Below are 22,849 nucleotides of genomic sequence, written 5' to 3' on the forward strand. Positions count from 1 at the left end.
ACTACTTGCAGCCGTTGTGCGCCCAGTTCGCCAGCGCCACCTTGAACCGATTGCCGAGCGGATGCTCCAGACGCATGATCGAGACGTCGATCTTGTCGTAGTTCTGGGCCTGCTCGCATAGCCTTGCCTTCGTCCATTGGTGACAGGTTGAGCAATGGTTGTCCCAGACGGACTGATCGAGGCCCTCGACCGGCGGATAGAGCGGCCTGCCTTGCAGCAGTTCCTCGATACTCTTGCCGTCGATCTGCGGATCACCGAAGACGATCGGCATGTCGAAGGAGATCGGCCCCTCCGTCTCGATTTTCGGAATGCGCTGGCGCAGCATGTTGAGCGCGACCTGGCCGGCATCGTCGGGAGCAGGACCAGTGGCGGTTCCTGCTGCGGTCCGGCTGTTAGAGCCGGGGCCTGCTTCCGGACCCGCGGCCGCGACCTTTGGCGCCGGCTCCGGCTGCTCGTCGACGCGGTTGAGCACGATGTCGTCGGTCAGGGACAGATTGACCCACGGGCGCTGCAGGCCCTTGGTCGACGTGTACACCTCTTTCGTCACGCGCGTCATGATTGCCGTCAGCGGCTCGTTCTTTTCACTCAGATGCGCGAGCAAGGCCGCCGAAAAGGGTGAATGTTCGCCCTGGCCGTCATAGGCCACTTCTTTCGGACCCGTGGCAAAGGCGACCAGCGTTCCCGCCCCGCCATTTTCGATCTGCATCTCGGCGAGACCGCTCGACACCTCGGTGCTGCCCGCCTTCGACAGCGCCTCAGCCAGCGGATTGTCGCGGCAAGCGTCCAGGAAGACCAGCCGCACGCCGGTCTCGCGCGACATCTGGCGCAGGATGAAGTTCATCTGGACTGCCTCGAAGTCCAGCGACGTCTCGTCCTCCAGCACCGCATCGATCGGAATGAGATAATTGACGTTGGAGACCTGCAAGCCATGGCCGGCATAGAAGAAGAGAGCGATGTCCGCGCCGCGCACCTCCTTCGCGAAATGAGCGATCGTTTCCTGCGTTTCGGCTTTCGTCAGGTTGAAGCCGGAAACCACCTCGAAGTCGAGACCTTGAAGGAGCTTCTCCATTGCCCGGGCATCCGAGGTCGCGTTGGTGAGCGGCGGCACGTTCTGGTATTCGGAATTGCCGAGCACCAGGGCCACTCGGCGATTTGCTGCGGCGCCGAGCACGAGCACGTCGCGCCGTTCCGCAGCCTGCGCGGCAAAGAACGGCGTGGATAGCGCAATCAAAACTGCCAGGAAATGAAAAATCGATATTGGTCGCATGCGTTCAGCCATGATTCATCGGCGGCACCTCATCAGTTAACGAACGAGGAGGCCGAAAACTCGATCCTGCGGTTGAGCGCCTTGTTTTTGTCGCTGTCGTTTGCGGCGATTGGCTTGTCCTCGCCATAACCGGCCGTGGCGATACGATCCGTCGGAATGCCTGCGTCGTGGATATAGCCGGCGACCGCGGTAGCCCGGCGTAGCGAAAGCGCGCGGTTTTCCTCCGCCGTTCCGTCCGAGTCTGTATGGCCGGAGATCTCGACCTTCAGTTTCGGACATTTTCCGACCACGTCGAGCACCGTGTCGAGTACCGGCTTGCTTGCCGGATCGAGCCGTGCGCTGCCCCTGCGGAAGTAGATCGCGCCGGTGCGCGAAAGGACCTCGAACCGGTTTACGCACTCTTCATCGGCATAGCTGGCCTTAGAAGCGTCGGTTTCGACCGGTCCGGCCGCGGTGGGGCTTGCAGCCGCGCTTGCGTCGCTCGCAGTCCCGGCTGCAAGAGCGGCGACCTGCGGAGGCGACGCTCCGGCAGAGCCCTTGTTGAAGATGAAATCGAACGAGACCGAGGCCGTCGGCACGATACTGCTCACATTCGCAGCTTGCTGCAGTTTCTCGACATTGGGAAGCAGCCCGAAATCCTCGACATGAACAGCGACGGGTGTTTTCGAGGAGATCGACACCGAGGTATCGGTGATCATGGTGACGATCACGTCGGCCTCGTATTGCTTGTCGACGCCGTGAAGGTTGAGAGTGAACGGCAGTTTCGTCGTCATGCGCCGTTTGGACGACAGATCGGCAAAGGCGGCAGGATCGACCTTGGTGACGACAGTCGCGACCGGGTATTTGTAAGTCTCGAAGAACAGGAAGCGCATGCGCACATTGCGCAGGTCGACGCCGGTGTCGACGGAGTTCAGATCGAGCCGGACTTCCGCGTCGCCCTGGGCCGACAGCGTGCCTTCCAGGTTCCTGATCTGATTGGTTTCTACGATCGTGTTCTTTTTGACGGACTGGTAGGTCAGGATCGAAGAGGCCGGATCAAGCGTCCAGTCTTCGGTCGCGGCGCGGCCGATGGAAGCGGAGAAACCCGCAATGCAGACAGCAAGGACCAGCAGCAGACGAGCAAATCTGTCCCGGACAAAGACCCTGAAAGCGGCGGACATGATTTCCTCCGAAAACCCCTAATCCACACTGCCCCCAATAGCGATCCGCAAGCTCCACGCCGGATCTCTCGACGGCGCGACAGGCTTGTTGAGCCGCTTTCCCGCAACCCGTTCAAACCCACCCTGGACAGGTTTTGCCTGATATCACGGGTCCGGCGCAATCGGATTGTGAATCAAAATGTGGTGTCTGCCTCAAAGATGTGGCTATTCCGGCGCCTTGTACAAGCGGTTTGTGGAGATTGGCTGGGTAAATCCATCGCCCGCGATCAATGGCCAATTGAGGACAGGCCAACAAAAAACCCCGCCGGAGCGGGGTTCTGGCAGCGACTGCAAGCTTGGCTCAGATGCCGAGGCCTTCGTAGCGCTTCTTGAACTTCGAGAGACGGCCGCCGCGGTCGAGCAAGGTCTGCTGGCCGCCGGTCCAGGCCGGATGCGTGGTCGGGTCGATGTCGAGGTTCATCGTGTCCCCTTCCTTGCCCCAGGTCGACCGGGTGAGGTATTCGGTGCCGTCGGTCATCACGACCTTGATGGTGTGGTAGTCGGGATGGATTTTTTCTTTCATCGGTCTGTTCCTGGCTTTCGCGGTGACGCCCGGTCCGCCCTGCGGCGATGCGCCTACTGTCAAAACGAATGAAGCCGCAGCTATTGGACGGCTACGGCTGCAAAAACGGTCGGCGGGCCTATACACCAGCCGGAATGGAATCACAAGGCCGCCGCATCGTGGAAGGAAACCGATGGAGGAAACGAAAAGGCGCTCGCTGAAGCCGCTCCGACGCCTGCTGCCTTACGTGCTGCGCTACCGCGTGCTGGCCATCGGCGCCGGCATTTCGCTGGTTCTCGCCGCCGCGACGACGCTGACCTTGCCGCTTGCCGTGCGCCGCATGATCGACCACGGCTTTTCGTCATCGGACTCCACCTTCATCGCCAATTATTTCTCGATGCTCGTCGTGTTGGCGGCGGTGCTCGCTGCCGCCTCGGCGTCCCGCTATTATTTCGTCATCACGCTCGGCGAACGCGTCGTCGCCGATTTTCGGCGCGACGTGTTCTCGCATGTCACGACACTGTCGCCGGGTTTCTTCGATACGGTGCAGTCCGGCGAGATCGTGTCGCGGCTGACTGCAGACACCACGCAGATCAAGTCGGCGGTGGGCGCAACCGCTTCAGTGGCATTGCGCAACGCCATTCTGGGCATCGGCGCGGTCGTGATGATGGTGATCACCAGCCCCAAATTGTCCGGCCTCGTGATCGTCGCCATCCCGGTCATCGTCCTGCCGCTCGTCGCCTTCGGCCGTTCGGTGCGGCGCAAGTCGCGCCTGGCCCAGGACACACTGGCCGAGGCGTCAGCCTATGCCAGCGAACAAATCGGCGCGATCCGCACGCTGCAGGCTTTCACCAACGAGCGGCTGGTCACCGGGCGGTTCGCCCAGGCGGTCGAAGCGGCGTTCCAGGCCGCGCGCTCCTCGGTGCTGGCGCGCTCGCTGCTCACCTTCTTTGCGATCTTCACCATCTTCGCCTCCGTCGTCGCCGTGCTGTGGTTCGGCTCGCGCGACGTGCTTTCGGGCGCGATTTCGCCCGGCACGCTCGGCCAGTTCCTGCTCTATTCGGTGTTTGCCGCCGGCGCGCTGGGAGCACTGTCGGAAGTGTGGGGCGAACTCAGCCAGGCCGCCGGCGCGGCCGAGCGACTGACCGAGCTACTGGCTGAGACGCCCGCCGTTGCCAGCCCGATCAATCCTCAGCCCTTGCCGGTAAAACCACTCGGCTCGGTCGAGTTCCGGAACGTCGCCTTCTCCTATCCGTCGCGCCCCGACCTGCCGGCGCTGCACGGCATGAGTTTTTTCGTGAATCCCGGCGAGCGCATCGCACTCGTCGGCCCGTCGGGCGCCGGCAAGAGCACGATCTTCTCGCTCATCCTGCGTTTCTACGATCCGCGGTCCGGCACGGTGCTGGTGGACGGGATCGACGTAGCCACCACCCATCCGGCGGAACTGCGTGCCAGGATTGCCATCGTGCCGCAGGACGTCACGGTGTTCGCGGCGACTGCTGCGGAAAACATCGGCTTTGGCCGGCCCGGAGCGGCCTCCGCCGAAATCGAAGCCGCAGCCCGCGATGCGGTTGCTGACGAGTTCATCCGAAAACTGCCCAACGGTTACGACACTGAGGTGGGCGAGCGCGGCGTGACGCTTTCCGGCGGCCAGCGCCAGCGCATCGCCATTGCCCGTGCCATCCTGCGCGACGCGCCAATCCTGCTGCTCGACGAAGCTACTTCGGCGCTCGACGCGGAGAGCGAGAGCGCTGTGCAGACGGCGCTGGAACGGCTGATGCGTGGCCGAACGACGCTGGTCATCGCCCATCGCCTGGCAACCGTGCTGAAGGCCGACCGCATTCTGGTCATGGATGACGGTCGGATCGTCGAGGAAGGCACGCATGAAAGCCTTGTCGCGAAGGGCGGGCTCTATGCGCGGCTGGCGGAATTGCAGTTCGCCGACGGCAAGGCAGCGTTTGCAAGGGCGGCCGAATAGCGGCTCAGCCGGGTTTCCGGTCGGCCAGCAGCGTCACATGGCCGAACAGTTGTGCTTTCGCCACGTGTGCGTTGGACGCCGCCTATCCCAACAGACTGCGTGCCGTGCGCATGAAGATGCGCGCGCCGATGGCGATCAGGTCGTCGGGGAAATCGTAGTCCGGATTGTGCAGCGACGGCCGGTCGACGCCTGCGCCCAGGAAGAACATCGCCGACTTCGACGAATGGCCGAACACGCCGAAATCCTCCGAGGCGCGCATCGGCAGTTGCTCTTCGTCATGGGAGATGCCTTCGGCGTCGAGCGCGGCGCGCAGATGCTCCACTGCCTCGGGATCGTTGAGGCTGGCGACGAAGATTTCGTGATAGTCGATCGCATGACGGAGTCCGTCCCCGTCGGCGGCCTCGCGCACCAGTATCTCGGCTGACGCACAGAGATCGGCCATGCGCTCGTCGAGGCGGGTGCGCAGCGTGGCGCGGATTTCCGCATGACCGGGCGCGATGCCGAAGACCGGCTCGCCCATTGAAGCATGGGTAACGGTGACCATGGCGAAATCGTCGTCATGAAAACTGCCGCCACCAAGTTTCGCCAGCGCCGGCATCAGCCGGCTGACGGCGAGCATCGGCGATGTACCGGTTTCCGGCATGGAGGAATGCGCGGTCTTGCCGACGAGCACGATGCGCATGCCGCGAGACGCACAGTTGACCACGCCGGACTTCAGCCGGACATGGCCGAGCGGCGTGCCGGGCAGGTTGTGCAGGGAGAAGGCGAAATCCGGGCGGATCTTTTCGTAGCGCGGATCGGCGACCACACCGGCGGCGCCGTCTCCGGTTTCCTCCGCCGGCTGGAACATCAGCACGACCCGCCCGCGCGCCGGCGGACGGCGGTCGAACTGACGGGCGAGCGCGGCAAGGATCGAAGTGTGCCCGTCATGGCCGCACATATGTGACTTGCCGGGTATCGCGGAGCGGTGCGGGATATCCGGAAGTTCCTCGATCGGCAGCGCGTCGAGCTCGCTGCGGAAAAGAACGGCCGGCCCCGGCTCGGCGCCCTCAAAGACCATCGCGACGCCATGGCCGCCAAGGCCGGTCAAGACAGCGCTGGGACATGTGTCGGCGAGAAAATCAACCACGCGACGCGCCGTTGCCTCCTCCTCGTTGGAGATCTCGGGATAGCGGTGCAACTCGCGCCGGAAGGCGACGAGATCGGCGATGTCTCGATTGGTTAGGTCCATGATCATTCGGCTCCCAGCGTAGTTCAGCAGCGTACCGCCTTCACCGAGCCGTCCAGCCGCCATCGATGATGAGGGTCTGGCCGGTGATCAGCGACGCGGCAGGCGAGGCGAGGAAGGCGACCGCGCCGGAGACTTCCGTCGGTCTGCCGATCCGATGAAGGGCGGCGATGCGCTCGATCACATCCGCCTTGAAGTCCGGATTGCCCAGCGCCTCGGAGGTGCCGTCGGTCTCGATGAAGGTCGGCGCGACGGCGTTGACGGTGATGCCGTGCTTGCCCCATTCGACCGCCATGCATTTGGTCATATGGGCGATGGCAGCCTTTGTCAGGCAGTAGATCGCTTCGCCGGGCAGCGCGATGAAACCCGCCTGCGAGCTCATGTTGACGATGGAACCGCCCTTGCCGCCCGCCATCATCTTCTTGGCGACGTGTTGCGAAATGAAGAAGCTTGCCTTGACGTTGTAGGCGACGGTCCAGTCGAACTCCTCCTCGGAAAAATTCTCGACCGGCCCCTCGGTGCCGCCGCCGGCATTGTTGACCAGAATGTCGACGCCGCCAAAGTGCTTTTCCGCCTCGTCGACCGCCGCATAGGACTGCTTCAGGTCGAGAACGTCCATCTGCAAGGGCAGCGCCTCGCGGCCGAGTGCCCTGACGGCGGCTGCGGTGTCACCGTCCTGCTCGCGGTTGCGAAGGCCGAGAGCGATGTTGGCGCCGGATTGCGCCAGCGCCAGGCAGATCGCCCGGCCAAGCCCGCGCCCGGCGCCGGTGACCAAGGCAGTTTTTCCCGAAAGGTCGAAACTTGGCAGTTCGCTCATCGATATCCCTCCCGTGGTCCCGAGCCATGCAACAGGCTCTCGTGTTTTTGCCGGCGCGGCCCTCGCGCTTGTCGCAGGCCACTATGACTGCCGGACCGGCAGCGTGCCACCTCGAAATGCCTTTCAGCGGGCGGCCGCCCGTCCGGCGCTGCGTCCCGAAAAGATGCAGCCGCCGAGGAACGTGCCTTCCAGCGCATTGTAGCCGTGGTAACCGCCTCCGCCGAAACCGGCGGCCTCGCCGGCAGCGAACAAGCCAGGGATCGGCGCGCCAGCCGCGTCCAGCACCTGGCCGTCGAGGTTTGTATGGATCCCGCCCAGCGTCTTGCGCGTCAAAATATTGAGGCGTACCGCGATCAGCGGGCCATTGGCCGGATCGAGAATCTTGTGCGGCTTCGCTGTGCGGATCAGCTTGTCGCCGAGATAGCGGCGGGCGCCGTTGATGGCGATCACCTGCGCATCCTTGGAGAACGGATTGTTGAGTTCGCGGTCGCGTGCCTCGATCTGCATTCTGAGGCGCTCGAGGTCGAGAAGGGCGGAGCCAGCAAGCCGGTTCATGCCGGCGACGAGGTCGGCGAGATTATGCGCGACGACGAAATCCTCGCCCTTGTTCTTGAACGCCTCGACCAGGGGCGGTGCGCCCGTGCCACGCCGGCTGCGCAGCACATTGAGCCAGCTCTTCGAGGTGAGGTCGGGGTTCTGCTCGGAGCCGGAGAGCGCGAACTCCTTCTTTATGATCTTCTGGGTCAGCACGAACCACGAATAGTCGTAGCCGGTCGACAGAATGCGCTTCAGCGTCGACAGCGTGTCGAAGCCGGGGAGGCAGGGCGCCTCCAGCCTTTCGCCACGCGCGTCGAACCATAGCGAGGACGGCCCCGGCAGGATGCGGATGCCGTGGTTCGGCCAGATCGGCGCCCAGTTGCGTAGGCCCTCAGTGTAATGCCACATGCGGTCGGCGTTGATGATCGCCGCGCCGGCTTCCTGCACTATGCCGATCATGCGGCCGTCGACATGCGGCGGCACGCCGGCGACCATGGAGCGGGGCGGCTCGCCCAGCCGGTCGCGCGGCCAGTTTTTCCGCACCAGATCGAAGTCGCCGCCGATGCCGCCGGAGGTGATCAGCACTGCGGCGGCGGCAAACTCAAAATCGCCGGCGACCGCGCGGCCGGATTTCTGGCCGCGCTCGACTGTCGAGGGTTCGAGCACCTCGCCAGCGACCCCCGCGACGGCACCGCCGCTCTTGACGATGCGGCTCGCGCGGTGGCGGAATTTGAGCAAGATCCGCCCTTTGGCGGCATGGTCGTGCACCCGCCGCACGAACGGTTCCAGCACGCCCGGACCCGTGCCCCAGGTCAGGTGGAAACGCGGCACTGAGTTGCCATGGCCATGTGCAAAGCCACCGCCGCGCTCAGCCCAGCCGACGACGGGAAACCAGCGTATGCCTTGCGCGTGCAGCCAGGGGCGCATTTCGCCGGCCGCGAAATCGATAAAAGCCTCGGCCGCCTTGCGCGGCCAAAAATCGTCAGGGCGGTCGAACTGCGCGGAACCGAGCCAGTCCTGGAGCGCGAGTTCGCGGCTGTCGCGGATGCGCATGCGCCGCTGCTCGGGGCTGTCGACGAAGAACAGGCCGCCGAACGACCAGAATGCCTGTCCGCCGAGCGAATTCTCGCCTTCCTGATCGAGGACGATGACACGCTTGCCGGCGTCCGCCAGTTCGGCGGCGGCGACCAGGCCGGCAAGACCCGCGCCGACGACGATGGCATCGGCTTGTTCGGCCATTTTTCCCCCCGTATTGGAGCCTGTCCTACAGCTTGAATCCAAGACTGATACTATGAGAACTGTATCGGCTAGCGGGCCGAACGCAATTGCGCGAGCAGCTCGGGGCCGCTCCAGCGACGGCGGTTGCCGATCTCCGCGTCATGCACCAGTTCGACCAGTTTGCGGTTGACCGGCGCGGACACGCCGTTCTTTTCGGCCAGTCGGACAACTTCGCCGTTCAGCCAGTCGACATCGGTCTTGCGGCCGGCGTCGAGCGCATCGATCATCGACGAGCGGGCGGCCGGATCGACCTCCAGTACGCTGCCAGCGATGCGCAGAAACAGCCAATCCGGCAGGCCGAGCAGCCAGGGCACCATTGTGGGTGGGAGCGACGTCAGTTTTGCCGGTCGGATGCCGGCAGCCTTCATCGCCGCCAGCGCCTCGCGTTGCGCCATTGCAAGGCATTGCCGGTAGGCGCGCTGCGACAATTCCTGGCGCAACGTCAGGCCGGAAAGGCCGCTGACGGCGTTGTTGAGGTTGAGCAGGAGCTTTCCCCATTGCACGGGGTGAAACTCCGCATGCCGGGTCAGCGGCAGACCGGCTTTCTCGAAGACCGGCAGGAAGGGCATGATAGCGGCACTCGCCTCGACATCGAGCGCGCCTTGCGTGGCTTGCTTGAAGGTCGGTCCCCGAAGCTGGACGACATTGAAGGGCACCATGCCGGCCAGCACTGTTCGTCCCGGAAGTGCCGCGCGCAAAATCTCTTCGTTGCCGATGCCGTTCTGGAAGCTGATAACGATTGCCTTGGGCGGCGCGTGTTCCGCCAGTATGGCAGCGGTGGAGGCGGTGTCGCCGGCCTTGACGGTGACCAGGATGAGGGCGGCATCGGCAAGTGCCTGGGGATCGGTGCGATAGTCGACTGCGCCGGGTTCCAGCCGGAAGTCGACGCCGCGATGGTCGGCGATCCTGAGGCCGCCTTTTGCGATCGCCTCGCCGAAACGTGCGCGGCCTATCAGACGCACGTCTGCGTCTGCCGCCGCCAGCCTGCCGCCGATGTAGCAGCCGATGCTGCCGGCGCCGAATACTGAGATCGTTGGCGACGTTTTCATTTTTGGCGCCTCCCCGATCGATCTCTCGAACCGAGTGTTTTCCCGCGATTGTTAGGCGGCATAGCGGGCTTTCAGATGTTCTATGAAATAAGCCGCATTAAGCTTTTCGCCGGTCGCGCGCTGCAAAAGGTCCGGCGTCGACCAGCGGGAGCCCTGCGACCAGATTTTTTCGCGCCGCCAGTCGTTGATCGCGTCGAAGCGGCCTTCGGCGATGTCGTCGTCGAAGGCCGGATGGTCGCGGCGAAGGGCGGCCGCCTGCTGGGCCGCGAACATCGCGCCCAGCGTATAGGACGGGAAATAGCCGAAGGCGCCTCCCGGCCAATGCACGTCCTGCATTGGTCCGTCCTGGAAATTGTCGAGCGTCGAGAGGCCGAGATAATCGCGCATCTTGGCATCCCAGGCCTCCGGAATGTCGGCCGCCTCGAGACGTCCGGCGATCAGCTCCTGCTCCAGCTCGAACCGCAGGATCACATGCAGCGGATAGGTGACTTCGTCGGCTTCGACGCGGATCAGGCCGCGCTCCACATGCAGCACATGGGCGAGGATATCCGGCACGCTCCAGCCTTCGCCGAGATGCCGCTGGACGATGGGCAGCGCCCAGCGCCAGAAGGCTGGGTTTCGCGCAAGCTGCATCTCGACGAACAGGCTCTGGCTCTCATGCATGGCCATGCCGCGCGCCTTGCCAAGCGGCCAGTGAGACCAGTCCTTCGGCAGGTTCTGCTCGTAGAGCGCGTGCCCGGTCTCGTGCAGCACGCCCATCAGGGCCGAGAGGAAGTCGGATGTCTTGTAGCGCGTGGTGATGCGGACGTCGCTCGGAACGCCGCCGCAGAAAGGATGGTGCGACACCGACAGGCTGCCATGGGTCAGGTCGAAACCCACCGCCGTCATCATCGCGAGGCCGAGCTCGCGCTGCTTCTCCTGCGCATAGGGTCCGGAGAGCGGCCGCATCGGCGTTTTGGCGAGCCGCTTGTCCTGCGCGGCGAGCGCCTTCGGCACGAAATCCCTGAGAAACGTCTTCAGCTCGGCGAAGATTGGCGCGATCTCCGCCGCCCGGTTGCCCGGATCGTACTGCTCGATCAGCGCGTCGTAGGGATCGAGGCCCAATGCTTCGGCGCGCAGTGCCGCTTCCTCGCGGGCCAGGTCGACGATGCCGGCGAGCGCCGGCAGAAAGCCGCTCCAGTCGTTCCTGGCGCGCAGGTCGCGCCATAATTGTTCGGCGCGAAGCCGCGCCTTGGTCTGCCGCTCGACAAATTCGGCGGGCAGGCAGGTCATGTTGGTGTATTGCCGCCGGAATTCGGCGAGCGCGGCAAGCTGTTCGGCGTTCAAGGACTCGCCTTCGGCGGCGGCAATCCAGTCGGCGATTTCCGGGGCGGTCGCCTGCCTATGATACATGCCGGCCAGGGTGGAAAGCGCCTCGGCGCGTTTCTCGCCGCCGCCGACAGCCATATGCGTCGCCTCGTCGGCGCCGAGAATCGCCAGCGCATGTTCCAGCGCCTCCAGCTTGCGGCTCGTTTCGTCGAGTTTCGCGAAGGACATGCTTGCTCCTGCTTTGGTCAGCCGAAGGGACACGAACTCGGTGGCAACCGCAAGCCCTCGCTTGACCTCCGGTCAGGCCTTGCGGAAGTGATTGCGAACGGCAAGATGGACGGCTGCACAGGACTGATGGAGGAAGCAATGCTCGCCAGCATTTTGATCGCGTTGGTGGCGCTGCTCCACCTCGGTTTCATGTATCTGGAAATGGTCGCCTGGGAACAGCCGCTCGGCCGAAAAGTTTTCCGCACATCACCGGAGTTCGCGGCGGCATCCAAGGCGCTGGCCGCCAACCAGGGTCTTTACAATGGCTTTCTCGTTGCCGGGCTGATCTGGGGCTTGGCGCTCGGCGAAGGCGGTTTTTCGATAAAAGTGTTCTTCCTGGCCTGTGTGATCGTGGCGGGTGTGTTCGGCGCGGTGACCGCGTCGCGGCGCATCCTCTATGTCCAGGCGGCGCCAGCCGTGCTGGCTCTGATCTGCCTCTACGCAGGCCTGTGAAAGCAGATCGGCCGCCGGTGGATGCCGGCAGCCGATGAATCCGAAAGTTATGCGACGCGGTCAGGTCGTCACGGCGTGATGGATCTCCCGGTTCAGCCTGTCGATGCGGTTCTGGAAGGCGATGAAGTTTGCCTTGGGCAGCACACCCTGATGGTTGGCGGCGGTTCGCTGGGCCTCCATGCGGATTTCGTGCGAACGGGCTCGGAAGGCCCTGTATTCAGCAGCTGTCAGGTAGCCGCGTCCGTGGTCGACGCGAATCCGCTCATTGGCTTCGCCAAGCCGGCGATCGATATGAGCGAGCCTCGGGCGAAGCGTCTCATGCCGCATGGCCGTATGAGCCGGCTTCGGCGTGGCGGGCGTTGGCGAGGTCATCGTCATGGTGTTGGGCGTGACCGGCTGCGCTTGCGCGGCGGTTCCGGGCATGGGTGTGCCAGGGTCCGCGGGCAATGATGCGGCAAAAGCGCCAGCGATGGAGGTTGAGACGAGAGCAGCGGCGAGCGCCGCCTTGAGGATATGGGAACGCATGGTGCGTCTCCTGTCAGAACGCGGGAGAGCAATTTGGTCCCGCGCGAAAAGGGCTGTCCGGTCCCGTCGCGTCGTAACGCCTTCCAGGTCGGGCACGGCCAACGGGAGGTGTCGGCCGCGTCGATCGGGATGCCCGGCGTTACCGGCAGTTCCCAGCCACGGCTCGGACGCTACGCCCGGTCCGGTGCGCTCGGCAAATTACAAAATGATAATCTTTCAAACGCGTTGACGGCGATGGGCCGGGCCATAGGTATCGCCAACATCCCGGATTCTTCGCCATTCCCCAGGGTCAATCTCGGCGTTAGCTTTCATCGTTGCGCCGCCGCAGACCAGACTTCTTCATTGGGATCATGCCTCCCCTGACATCCGAGTCCGCCTCGCAGGCCGCGCCGGTGCCAGCATTTGAAGCTCGGAGTCGGCTGCCGGGTCACACCGGCAGCCGACGGGCTTGAGGTGCCGCTGGTTGTCAGGTGGTCGCCTCGCGGTGGATCGTCCGGTCAAGCATGGCGACGCGATGCTGCAAAACGTCGTAGCTCGCCGCCGGCAGAGCTCCGTCATGCCGCTCCGCGACTTGCTGGGCTTCCGCCCGGATGGTGTGGGAGCGGGCGCGTAGCGCATGATATTCGGCCACCGTCAGATAGCCGCGCTCGCGGTCGACGCCGATCCGATGATTCGCGGCCACCAGTTCACGATCGATATGGGCGATCCTCGGGCGGACTTCCTCGTGCCGGACTGCGACCCGCGCAGTCCTCGGAGCGATCTGCACAGTCTGTGCCGGTGTCGCGATGGAGCTCATGGTCATGCTGTCGATGTCGTCCGGCTGGTTGTCATGGCCGGCCCAGGCCTCCGACTGAAGCATGTTCATCCGGGGCGCGCGGGGATCCACTCCGCTGCCGGTCATGGCAGCTGCGTATGCGCCGGCAAGAGAAGTCGAGACGAGAATGGCTGCGATGGTGGATTTCATGACGAAGGAACGCATGATGCTCCTCCTCTTACAACGCGAAGAAACGTCACTTTCTACGCGGTAACGGCTGTCCGGTCCTGTCGCGTCGCAACGCCTGTCCAGGTCAGCGCGGCCGAGGGGAGGGCGTCGGCCATGTCGATCGGGAGCCGGCACTTGCCGGCAGTTCCCAGCCCGGCGGAAGACTACGCCCGGTTGAAGGCGCTTCGCAAATTACAAAATGATAATCTTGCGAAGGGCTTGACGGGTTGCGCCGCAGGCAACGGCGATACCGGCCTAACGTTCGGTCAGCTTGAGTTCGATGCGGCGGTTGCGGTTGCGCGCCTCGTCCGTATCGGTGGGGTCGAGCGGCTGGTATTCGCCGAAGCCGGCCGCGACGAGCCGGTTGGCCGGCACGCCGTTGGCGATCAGGAATTTTACCACCGAGGTGGCGCGCGCCGACGATAGCTCCCAATTGTCACGGTAGCGTCCGGTGCCGGAAAGCGGCCGGTTGTCGGTATGGCCGTCGACGCGCAAGACCCAGTTGATCTCCGGCGGGATCTCCTTCTGCAATTCAATCAGCGCCTGCGCCAGTTTGGTCATCTCGACTCGGCCGGCCTCGTTGATCTCATCCGAACCCACCGGGAACAATACCTCCGACTGGAAGACGAAGCGGTCGCCGACGATACGGATGTTTTCGCGGTCGGAAAGGATTTCGCGCAGCCGGCCGAAGAAGTCGGACCGGTAGCGGTTGAGTTCCTGCACGCGCTGGGCCAGCGCGACGTTCAGCCGACGTCCGAGATCGGCGATCTTGGTGTTTGATTCGCGGTCGCGCGTCTCGGATGCGTTCAGCGCGTCTTCCAGCGCACCGATCTGCTTGCGCAGCGCCGATATCTGCTGGTTGAGCAACTCGACCTGGGAGAGCGCCTGCTCGCTGATCTGGCGCTGTGAATCCAGTTCCCCCGTCAGCGTGCCGATCTGTTGGTCCGCAGCCGCGCCGGCGCCGGCGCCGCGGTCGAGCAATTGCTGGAGCCGCGTGCGTTCGGTTTCGGCGGCCTGCAGCGATGCCTGAAGGTTGACAAGCTGGTCCTCTGCGTCCTGGGTGTTCGACTTCTCCAGCGCCAGAAGCTGGGTGAGTTCGTTGATCTGCGAATTGAGCCGGGTCAGCACCTCGTCCTTGCCGGAGATTTCGCGCGACAGCAGGAACTGCGCCAGCACGAAGACTGACAGCAGGAACATGATGGCAAGCAGCAGCGTCGACAGGGCGTCGACGAAACCGGGCCAATAGTCGATGCGGCGGTCGTTGCGGCGCGCGCGGGCCAGCGCCATGTCAGTTCATCTCCCGCTTCTTCAGCGCCTCGGCGATCCTGTCGAGCGTGGTGCGCAGCGCCTTCTGCTCCTGCGACTGCGCCTCGACCCAATCGCGCATGATCTGCTGCTCGCTGCGCATGTTCTTGACGAGGCCGGAAATGCCGTCGGCGAGGTTGGCCATGGCCGTGGCGACGCGCGGATTGGAGCCGCCATTCTCCTGCAATGCGCGCAGCCGCTCGCCCAGCACCTTGAGTTCGTCGGCGGTGCCGCCGCGCAGCGCGGAGGGCACGGCGACGTCGGAGGACAGATCGGTGACCGAGGACAGCCAGTTCTCGAGTTCGGTGTAGAAGCGGGTCTGAGCGCGGCCGGCCTGCAGGTCGAGGAAGCCCAGCACGAGCGACCCGGAAAGGCCGAACAGCGATGACGAGAAGGCGGTGCCCATGCCGGCCAGCGGCGCCGACAGGCCGGCCTTCAGCGCGTCGAGCACGGCGGACGTATCGCCAGACCCCGGATCGAGCGACTGGATGGTCTCGCCGATCGAGCCGATGGTGGCGAGCAGGCCCCAGAATGTGCCGAGCAGGCCGAGGAAGACCAGCAGCCCGACCAGATAACGCGACACGTCGCGGCTCTCATCGAGACGGGTGGCGATGGAATCCAGCATGGTGCGCATCGAGTTCGTCGACAGCGCCATGGCCGAGGAGCGGCTGAGCATCGCCTTCATCGGCGCCAGCAACACCGGCTCGTTGGTTTCCGAGCCGGCGCGGAAGGAGTTCACCCAGCGCACCTCGCGGAACAGGCGGGTCACCTGACCGAAGGCGAGCAGGATGCCGACGAGCAGCACGCCGGCGATGAGACCGTTGAGGCCGGGATTGGTCGAGAAGGCCGATGTGATCTGGCGGGTCAGGATCGCGGCGATGAAGGCGACGATCGCCAGGAAGATCAGCATCGAGAGCAGGAAGACCTGAGGGCTCGAAAGCTTATACGGATCGTAGACGCCGGTGGTCTCGCCGCCCCCAAGATTTTTCAAGAACGACATCCGCTCTCCGAATCCATGCCCGCATTTTGCTGTGCACGCGACTCTAAACGGAATTGTGACGAAAATGAATGGCGCGGCGCCTGCAATGCGCTGGACGGCGCGGGTTTGCCGACCGTGATTAAGCCCTTGCTATGACCAGGCAGTCCATCATCGCGGCCAGATGCAGGCCGGCGCCGAGCACGACGAAGCAATGCCAGGCGGCGGACTGGAACTTCAGACGCTGCCAGATAAAGAACACCACGCCACAGGAATAGGCGATGCCACCGGCGACGATCAGCCAGATCGTGGTTTCCGGCAAGGTCTGGCCGAGGGTACGCGCCGCGACGGCTCCGCTCCAGCCGATGGCGAGATAAAACACCACCGACAGGCGGTCGAAGCGGCCCGGCAGGAAAATCTTGATCGCCATGCCGGTCAGCGCGGCGGCCCAGACGAGCGCAGCCATACCGCCGGCAAGCGCCGGATCGTCGAGCTGCGCCAGGAATGGTGTATAGGTGCCGGCAATCAGCAGGTAGATCGCCGCATGGTCGAGGCGGCGCAATTTCCATTTCACCGGCGAGACCGGCCACAAATTGTAGGCAAAGGAGATCGACATCAGCGCCAGCAGCGATACGACGTAGAGCAGCGTCGCGACATATTCCCAAGGTCCTGTGCGGAAAGCGGCGAAGGCCAGCAGGATCGAGCCCGCGGAAATCGCCAGCACGAGGCCGACCGCATGCACGACGCCGTCTGCGATCAGCTCCGCCCTGGAATAGGCGAAGCGCCCGCGAAAGGGGATATCGATGCCGGAGAAGTCTTTCATCGCCGCCGTGCCCTCAAGGACCCCGATATCAGCATTGCGGTTGGCTGACTGGCAAGGCGCCGGATGGTCGCGGCGGTGGCTCAGGTTGGATTTCCATTCATGACCCCAGGTCGATTCTTCCCGGGACGTGGCGCGCGCGCTTTCGACCCTCACAGGCACGACTTGACCCCCATGACGCGGACGTTACAACTTTTTCTTGCAATGTGGCCGTCCAATCCCAAGCTGGAGTGTCGCCGTGTCTTCCAAATCTTTCGAACTGGACGAAATGTCCAACGCCGTGGGCGTCGCCGCGCGATGCAAGTCAACAGTGCTGTCCCTTGTCCGCTCGGCTTCGCTGAAGATTCTCCAGGGCAAAAAACGGCTTGCGGCGGCTCTTCTGCTCGGATTTTGCGCGACCGCCAGCGCCGATGACATTCTTTTCGAAAACGTCCGGATTTTCGACGGGAAAGGAACGGCGCTCTCGGCTCCCTCGAACGTGCTGGTCAAGGGCAATGTGATTGCGCGCATCTCCACCGATCCCGTCGAGGCCGAAGGTGCGGAGCGCATTGCCGGCAACGGGCGGACGCTGATGCCGGGACTGATCGATGCGCACTGGCACGCAATGCTGATTGCGACCACCCCGGCGGAGGCGATGGAAGACATCGGCTTCGCCAATCTCGCTGCCGGCGACGAGGCGACGGATACGCTGATGCGCGGCTTCACCACCGTCCGTGACGTAGGCGGGCCGGCGTTCGGCCTCAAGCGCGCCATAGACCGAGGCATCATCGCGGGACCGCGTATCTATCCGTCCGGCGCCATGATCACCGTGACCAGCGGGCACGGGGATTTCCGCCAGCCCAGCGACTTGCCGCGGAGGATCGGCGGCCCGTTCACGCCGATGGAGGTAAACGGCGGCAGCATCGTCGTGGACAGCCCCGACGAGGTGCGTTTGCGTGCCCGCGAGCAGTTCATGCAGGGGGCGGTGCTGCTGAAGTTGACGGCGGGCGGTGGCGTGTCGTCGCCCCACAGTCCGCTCGACGTCACCACCTTCACCGCTCCCGAATTGCGGGCCGCCGTCGAAATTGCCGATAACTGGGGCACCTATGTCGCCGCGCACGCCTTCACGCCCGAGGCGATCGAGATGGCTATCGCGGCGGGCGTGAAGTGCATCGAGCATGGCTTCCTGATGAATGAGGATGACGCCAAGCTGATCGCGGAAAACGGCATCTGGCTTAGCTTGCAGCCGCTTCACGATCTGATGAGGACAAGCCTTCCGGAAGGTTCGGTCGAGCGCGCCAAGGCGGAAGAGGTTTGGCCCGGCATCGACCGGACGTACAAGCTGGCGAAGAAGTACAAGATCAAGACGGCGTGGGGCACGGATATCCTGTTCTCCCGCGCGCTGGCACGGCAGCAGGGCGCAATTCTTGCTTCGCTCGTCCGCTGGTATACGCCAGCCGAAGCCCTTGCCATGGCAACCGGGACCAATGCCGAGCTGCTGGCGCTTTCCGGCAAACGCAACCCCTATCCGGGGAAGCTCGGCGTGGTCGAGGAAGGCGCGCTGGCGGATCTCCTGCTCGTCGACGGCAATCCGCTGGAGAACATCGACCTGGTGGCCGATCCCGCCAACAACTTCAAGATCATCATGAAGGACGGCGTCGTCTACAAAAACACGCTGGCCGAGTGATCATGCCTGAACCCGGTTGCCGAGCAGGCGAAGGTCGGGCGTCGAGGCGAACCGCGAACCCTTTTCGAGTGGTCGTGGCAGTCTGATCGAGTCGAACAGCGTTGGCTCAGGTGGTCGAGGCCATGCCTGCTTTCACCGCGCCCCTGCAATTCAAATCGAGAGCTTGCAGAAGCGTGCTCAGCGCGCCGAGACCGGCTTCTTGATCGTCTTCAGCAGCGCCTTGTGGATCGCTTCGTTGCCGGCGACGATCGAGCCGTTGTCGAACATCGCCTGTCCGCCGTCGCTGTCGGAGACGAAGCCGCCGGCCTCGCGGATCAGCAGCATTCCGGCGGCGATGTCCCATGGATGCAGCGGGTCTTCCCAGAAACCGTCGAAGCGGCCTGCGGCGACATAGGCGAGGTCGAGCGAGGCGGCGCCGAGGCGGCGGATGCCCGACACCTCGCCCATGACGTTGCGCAGTTCGACCAGGTAGTTTCCGTGGCCGGTCATGCCGAGATGCGGAACGCCGGTGCCGATCACCGCGTCCGACAGTTTTGCGCGCGCCGCGACGCGCAGGCGGCGGTCGTTCAAAAAGGCGCCGCCGCCGCGCTCGGCGGTGTAGAGTTCGTCCATGGCCGGATTGTAGATGACGCCGGCGACGACCTGGCCCTGTCGCTCCAGCGCGATCGATACGGCGAAGATCGGCAGGCCGTGCAAAAAATTGGTGGTGCCGTCGAGCGGGTCGACGATCCAGCGGTGCTGGTCGTCCTCGCCTGAAACCGCCCCGCGCTCCTCCATCAGAAAACCATAGCCGGGGCGCGCCTTGGACAGTTCTGTAAAGACGATCTCTTCCGCCTTGCGGTCGGCCTGGCTGACATAGTCGCCGGGTCCCTTCAGCGAGACCTGCAGGTTCTGCACTTCGCCAAAATCACGCGACAGCGAGCGGCCGGCCTTCATCGCGGCCTGAACCATGACATTGAGGAGTGCTGAACGGGCCATGGGAAGACTTTCGTGGTTGGCAATCGGCAGTAGGCAGCAGGGGTGACTGGTATCACGACACGATCGGCAGGCGTCCTTGATATCCTCTTCGACGGCCCACTGCCGATAACCAACTGCCTCGATCAGTCCGCGCGGCGCAGATAGGCGACTTCGTTGGTGTCGACGAGGATGCGCTCGCCGGACTCGATGAAGGGCGGCACCATGACGCGGATGCCGTTTTCGAGGATCGCCGGCTTGTAGGAGGAGGCTGCCGTCTGGCCCTTCACCACCGGGTCGGCCTGGGTGATTTCCAGGACCACCTGGTCGGGCAGGCGGATGCCGATCGGCTTTTCCTCGTAAAGCTGGACCGTCACCATCATGCCGTCCTGAAGAAAGGCGGCGCGGTCGCCAACAAAATCCTTCTGGAGTTCGAGCTGCTCGTAGCTTTCGGTGTCCATGAAGATCAGCGCGTCGCCCTGCTCGTACAGGAACGAAAAATCCTTGAACTCGAGGTCGACCTGCTCGACCGTTTCGGCGGAGCGGAAACGTTCGTTGAGTTTCGTGCCGTTGATGAGGTTTTTCAGTTCGACCTGGTTGTAGGCGCCGCCCTTGCCGGGTTTCACCGTATTGGTCTTCACCGCCACCCACAGGCCGCCCTGGTGCTCGATGACGCTGCCCGGACGGATTTCATTGCCGTTGATCTTGGCCATTCTTGGTTTTCCGGAAGGAGGGATTTCGCCGACGGGCGATTTTCGCGGCTTCCAAGACCATAAAACGGCCGGAGAGGCAAGAGAGGGGCTTATCGCAGCCGGTTCGCCCGCTCCAGCGCCTGCTTGATTTCCTCCTCGGTCAGCCCGTCGAAGAAATCCTCCATCATCGGGTCGACCAGTCCGGCGCGGCGGGCGAGGATGTACCAGGATGCGGCGGCGGCGTTGTCCGGGTCGGTGCCGATCCCCTGCATGTAGAGTTTTGCGACCTCGTTCTGGGCGGCGACGTTGCCGCCGCGCGCGGCGCGCAGCAGCCAGCCGAACCCTTCCTTGCGATTGCGCTCGCCGCCGCGTCCGATCATCAGCCAGCGTCCGAGATCGAGCTGCGCCGTGTCGTAGTTCTGGCGGGCAGCGAGCAGCAGCCAATGGCGTGCCGCGGCATCGTCCTTGCGTTCGCCGCCGGTGCCGTTGGCGTCGACCTGCGACATCGCATATTGCGCATCGGCCAACCCACCATCGGCCGCCCGCTTATAGTAGGACACCGCCTTTTTGAGCCCACGCTCATCCGGCTCGCGCTTCACCAGCATCTGCGCGAAATTGAACTGCGCGAAAAGATTGCCGGCCTCGGCGGCGGCCTGCATCAATGCATAAGCCTCCTTATCGTCCTTCTTGACGAAGCGGCCGTCGAGCAGCAGCAGCGCATATTGGAACTGGGCTTCCGGAATGCCCTGTTCGGACGCCAACGCGTACCAATCGGCGGCTTTTGCCTCGTCGCGTTTCATTCCGAGCCCGCGCGACAAGATTTCCGCGACCAGGGTCTGCGCCGCCGGGTCGCCGTTTTCGGCACGGGGCAGGGCCAGATTGTAGGCAGTGATGTAAAGGCCCCGCTGGAACGCGCCATAGGCCGGGTCCGGCTGCTTGGCCCCGAAACGCTCCGGATCGACATTGCCGTCGCGCGTCAGGCCGCCGGAGAACCGTTCGGGATCGGCGGGCTTCAGTCCCACCTGATCGTCTTTCGTCTCGACGGCTTGCGCCGGCACGACCGCCACGGCGGCGAGCGCCGAAACGAGCACGGCCATGGATGTCCGGCGGATCGATTCCATCGTCTAATCCTCGAACGCCGGAGCGGTACGGTCGAGAATGTCGTTGGCGCGCTCGACCGCCGCGCGCGGGTCGACGCCTTCGCCGAACACGGCGCTGGACAGCGCCACGAAGTCCGCGCCGGTGGCGGCGACTGTCTCGACAGAAGCGACATCCGAGCCGCCCAGCACGATGCAGGGAATTTGAACCACGCCGGCCCACCATTCGCCGAGCGACAGGTTGCGGCGGTGCGGCTCGGGCTTGTTGTCGAAACCGAAGCGGCCGAAGAAGACATAGTCCGGCTGGGTCTCGCCGAGTTCCAGCGCGTCGTCGCGGGTGGTGGCGCCGCCGGCGCCGACGATCAGCTTGCCCTGCCAGCGCTCGACCGCCTGTCCGATTTCGCCCTTGCCGCTTTCCAGATGAATGCCGTCGGCGCCGACGCGGCCGGCAATGCGCGTGTCGTCGGCAACGATGGCGGCGATGCCCGCCGTCTGCGCGATGCGCACGATGGGCGCCGCGAAATCTTGGAACGAGGCCTCGTCGCCGCGCGCCGGAATGATCAGCGAGGCGATATCCCCGCCGGCCGCGGCCTCCCGCAGGCGCGGCCCGAAACGCTCGGCGTTTTCGTCGGTCGGTGCAATCAGAACGACGCGGCAGCGGTTGGGAGGCGATCGGTCGGTCATGTCGGTGCGGCGGAGCGCCTTGTGGTTCGAACAATGAGGATGCGCGCAGCCATGCCGCGCGATCTTGGTTGGAATTTGGCATAAACGAGGCCGCCCGATTTGAACAGGCCGGCACTCGCCAAGCGTGACGCGGTGCGCTATGGCACGACGACGTCCCAAGGCCCTCCGCATGATCCCTCTCCTGACCGACCCGTGGTTCTACGCCGCAGCAATCCCCGCTGTGATCCTGGTCGGCCTGTCGAAGGGCGGCTTCGGGGGCGCGGTCGGCTTCGTCGGCGTGCCGCTGATGGCGCTGGCGATGTCGCCGGTGCAGGCGGCGGCGATCCTGCTGCCGATCCTGGTGCTGATGGACGTGGTGTCGCTCTGGACATGGCGCGGCGTCTACGACCGCGACCTGCTGTGGTCGATGCTGCCCGGTTCGCTGGTGGGCATCGGCGCGGGGTGGCTGACCGCGGCGCTGGTGACGGCCGACATGGTGCGGCTGATCGTCGGAGCTGTGGCGCTGGTGTTCGTGCTGCGCTGGGTTTTTCAGCAGATCCGCCACGGCTCCGCCCACAAGGCAAAGCGAAACCGGGTTATGGCGGCGTTCTGGGGGACGGTGGCCGGCTTCACCAGCTTCGTCGCGCATGTCGGCGGACCGCCCTTTCAGGTCTATGCGCTGCCGCTAAGGCTCGATCCAAAGGTGCTGACCGGGACCGGCGCCATCTTCTTCGCCGTCAGCAACGCCGTAAAACTGGTCCCTTATTTCGCGCTTGGCCAGTTCGACACTGCCAATCTTTCGGCTTCGGCGGTGCTGATGCCGATCGCGCCGCTGTCGACGCTTGCCGGCGCGTGGCTGGTGCGCCGCATGCGGCCGGAGATCTTTTATCCGTTTACCTATGCGACGGTAGGGCTGATCGCCGTCAAGCTGCTGTGGGACGGCGCGGCGCAACTGTTCTAGGTCGCCCATGGACAGGAGCCGGCCTTCCGCCGCACGCGCTGAACACGCGCGTGTCGCAATTGACTCTCCAGCCGAACCGCGTAAAGAGACGCGCGGGCGAACAGCCGGCGGTCTTGACAGTCACGACCGCGAAAAAGGTGGACGATGCGCGGCCTGTTGATGGCGCTTTTTGCAGTCGATTTCCCCGGCCATGACGCCGGGCGCGACCGCGCGTTCTTCGCTTCGACCAAAACCCCGGCCAAAAAAACGACCGTCACCAAAACGGTCTGATTTCCCTGGCCATCTCGCCCTCACCCGGGTCCGGCCCGGGAACGAGACCCGCGCC

At 64.3% G+C, this 22,849-nt stretch carries 22 protein-coding genes; 5 read left to right on the forward strand and 17 right to left on the reverse strand.

Going from position 1 to position 22,849, the window contains the following annotated elements; genetic code table 11:
- Position 1 precedes the first annotated feature (1 nt).
- The 3 genes from ABMA59_RS13045 to rpmE all read right to left on the reverse strand — a co-directional run bounded on the left by ABMA59_RS13045 (position 2) and on the right by rpmE (position 2,989).
- On the reverse strand, positions 2 to 1,279 hold the full coding sequence (locus ABMA59_RS13045; RefSeq protein WP_349005787.1) for a caspase family protein: 1,278 nt from the start codon (positions 1,277 to 1,279) through the stop codon (positions 2 to 4).
- Between the two features lie 20 nt (positions 1,280 to 1,299).
- A complete protein-coding gene (locus ABMA59_RS13050; protein ID WP_349005788.1) occupies positions 1,300 to 2,427 on the reverse strand; it encodes an OmpA family protein in 1,128 nt (375 codons plus the stop codon).
- A gap of 340 nt (positions 2,428 to 2,767) precedes the next feature.
- Positions 2,768 to 2,989 (reverse strand): 50S ribosomal protein L31, encoded by a 222-nt coding sequence (rpmE, locus tag ABMA59_RS13055; protein WP_349005789.1) that lies wholly within the window; start codon positions 2,987 to 2,989, stop codon positions 2,768 to 2,770.
- 172 nt (positions 2,990 to 3,161) lie between these two features.
- On the opposite strand from rpmE, the gene ABMA59_RS13060 reads away from it, so the two are divergent.
- The gene (locus tag ABMA59_RS13060; RefSeq protein WP_349005790.1) at positions 3,162 to 4,946 is read left to right on the forward strand and encodes an ABC transporter transmembrane domain-containing protein; all 1,785 of its coding nucleotides are present in this window, start codon (positions 3,162 to 3,164) and stop codon (positions 4,944 to 4,946) included.
- 82 nt (positions 4,947 to 5,028) lie between these two features.
- Here the strand turns inward: ABMA59_RS13060 and ABMA59_RS13065 are convergent, their stop codons facing one another.
- The 5 genes from ABMA59_RS13065 to ABMA59_RS13085 form a co-directional block, all read right to left on the reverse strand.
- Positions 5,029 to 6,177, reverse strand: a complete 1,149-nt coding sequence (locus ABMA59_RS13065) for an amidohydrolase (protein ID WP_349005791.1) — start codon at positions 6,175 to 6,177, stop codon at positions 5,029 to 5,031.
- A gap of 40 nt (positions 6,178 to 6,217) precedes the next feature.
- Complete coding sequence (locus ABMA59_RS13070) at positions 6,218 to 6,991, reverse strand: SDR family NAD(P)-dependent oxidoreductase (RefSeq protein ID WP_349005792.1); 774 nt, start codon at positions 6,989 to 6,991, stop codon at positions 6,218 to 6,220.
- 123 nt (positions 6,992 to 7,114) lie between these two features.
- Entirely contained in the window at positions 7,115 to 8,767 is a 1,653-nt protein-coding gene (locus tag ABMA59_RS13075; protein ID WP_349005793.1) for an FAD-binding dehydrogenase, read from the reverse strand.
- Positions 8,768 to 8,835: 68 nt separating this feature from the next.
- Positions 8,836 to 9,855: a 2-dehydropantoate 2-reductase gene (locus ABMA59_RS13080; RefSeq protein WP_349005794.1), complete on the reverse strand. Its 1,020-nt coding sequence runs from the start codon at positions 9,853 to 9,855 to the stop codon at positions 8,836 to 8,838.
- A 51-nt stretch (positions 9,856 to 9,906) separates the two neighbouring features.
- Positions 9,907 to 11,391: a carboxypeptidase M32 gene (locus ABMA59_RS13085; RefSeq protein ID WP_349005795.1), complete on the reverse strand. Its 1,485-nt coding sequence runs from the start codon at positions 11,389 to 11,391 to the stop codon at positions 9,907 to 9,909.
- Positions 11,392 to 11,529: 138 nt separating this feature from the next.
- Here ABMA59_RS13085 and ABMA59_RS13090 point away from each other — a divergent pair, with 138 nt between their 5' ends.
- Positions 11,530 to 11,883, forward strand: coding sequence for a DUF1304 domain-containing protein (locus tag ABMA59_RS13090; RefSeq protein ID WP_349005796.1), 354 nt, complete (start codon positions 11,530 to 11,532; stop codon positions 11,881 to 11,883).
- A gap of 60 nt (positions 11,884 to 11,943) precedes the next feature.
- On the opposite strand, the gene ABMA59_RS13095 is transcribed toward ABMA59_RS13090, so the two are convergent.
- The 5 genes from ABMA59_RS13095 to trhA form a co-directional block, all read right to left on the reverse strand.
- Entirely contained in the window at positions 11,944 to 12,408 is a 465-nt protein-coding gene (locus ABMA59_RS13095; protein ID WP_349005797.1) for a hypothetical protein, read from the reverse strand.
- A 466-nt stretch (positions 12,409 to 12,874) separates the two neighbouring features.
- On the reverse strand, positions 12,875 to 13,387 hold the full coding sequence (locus tag ABMA59_RS13100; RefSeq protein WP_349005798.1) for a hypothetical protein: 513 nt from the start codon (positions 13,385 to 13,387) through the stop codon (positions 12,875 to 12,877).
- A gap of 258 nt (positions 13,388 to 13,645) precedes the next feature.
- Positions 13,646 to 14,677, reverse strand: coding sequence for a peptidoglycan -binding protein (locus ABMA59_RS13105; RefSeq protein WP_349005799.1), 1,032 nt, complete (start codon positions 14,675 to 14,677; stop codon positions 13,646 to 13,648).
- 1 nt (position 14,678) lies between these two features.
- Entirely contained in the window at positions 14,679 to 15,695 is a 1,017-nt protein-coding gene (locus ABMA59_RS13110; protein ID WP_349005800.1) for a MotA/TolQ/ExbB proton channel family protein, read from the reverse strand.
- A gap of 118 nt (positions 15,696 to 15,813) precedes the next feature.
- Positions 15,814 to 16,494, reverse strand: coding sequence for a PAQR family membrane homeostasis protein TrhA (gene trhA / locus ABMA59_RS13115; RefSeq protein WP_349005863.1), 681 nt, complete (start codon positions 16,492 to 16,494; stop codon positions 15,814 to 15,816).
- Between the two features lie 265 nt (positions 16,495 to 16,759).
- On the opposite strand from trhA, the gene ABMA59_RS13120 reads away from it, so the two are divergent.
- Positions 16,760 to 18,157, forward strand: a complete 1,398-nt coding sequence (locus ABMA59_RS13120; protein WP_349005864.1) for a metal-dependent hydrolase family protein — start codon at positions 16,760 to 16,762, stop codon at positions 18,155 to 18,157.
- 177 nt (positions 18,158 to 18,334) lie between these two features.
- Here ABMA59_RS13120 and ABMA59_RS13125 read toward each other — a convergent pair whose 3' ends face one another.
- The 4 genes from ABMA59_RS13125 to ABMA59_RS13140 form a co-directional block, all read right to left on the reverse strand.
- Positions 18,335 to 19,135, reverse strand: a complete 801-nt coding sequence (locus ABMA59_RS13125; RefSeq protein WP_349005801.1) for an inositol monophosphatase family protein — start codon at positions 19,133 to 19,135, stop codon at positions 18,335 to 18,337.
- A gap of 122 nt (positions 19,136 to 19,257) precedes the next feature.
- Positions 19,258 to 19,824, reverse strand: a complete 567-nt coding sequence (efp, locus tag ABMA59_RS13130) for an elongation factor P (protein ID WP_349005802.1) — start codon at positions 19,822 to 19,824, stop codon at positions 19,258 to 19,260.
- Between the two features lie 89 nt (positions 19,825 to 19,913).
- Positions 19,914 to 20,924, reverse strand: a complete 1,011-nt coding sequence (locus tag ABMA59_RS13135) for a tetratricopeptide repeat protein (RefSeq protein ID WP_349005803.1) — start codon at positions 20,922 to 20,924, stop codon at positions 19,914 to 19,916.
- Positions 20,925 to 20,927: 3 nt separating this feature from the next.
- Positions 20,928 to 21,584, reverse strand: a complete 657-nt coding sequence (locus ABMA59_RS13140; protein WP_349005804.1) for a thiamine phosphate synthase — start codon at positions 21,582 to 21,584, stop codon at positions 20,928 to 20,930.
- A gap of 169 nt (positions 21,585 to 21,753) precedes the next feature.
- Here ABMA59_RS13140 and ABMA59_RS13145 point away from each other — a divergent pair, with 169 nt between their 5' ends.
- Entirely contained in the window at positions 21,754 to 22,524 is a 771-nt protein-coding gene (locus ABMA59_RS13145; protein ID WP_349005805.1) for a sulfite exporter TauE/SafE family protein, read from the forward strand.
- A gap of 144 nt (positions 22,525 to 22,668) precedes the next feature.
- On the forward strand, positions 22,669 to 22,794 hold the full coding sequence (locus tag ABMA59_RS13150; RefSeq protein WP_349005806.1) for a hypothetical protein: 126 nt from the start codon (positions 22,669 to 22,671) through the stop codon (positions 22,792 to 22,794).
- The last annotated feature ends 55 nt before the right edge of the window (positions 22,795 to 22,849 follow it).

It is taken from the genome of Mesorhizobium yinganensis (genome assembly GCF_040081985.1).
Lineage (GTDB): Bacteria > Pseudomonadota > Alphaproteobacteria > Rhizobiales > Rhizobiaceae > Kumtagia > Kumtagia yinganensis.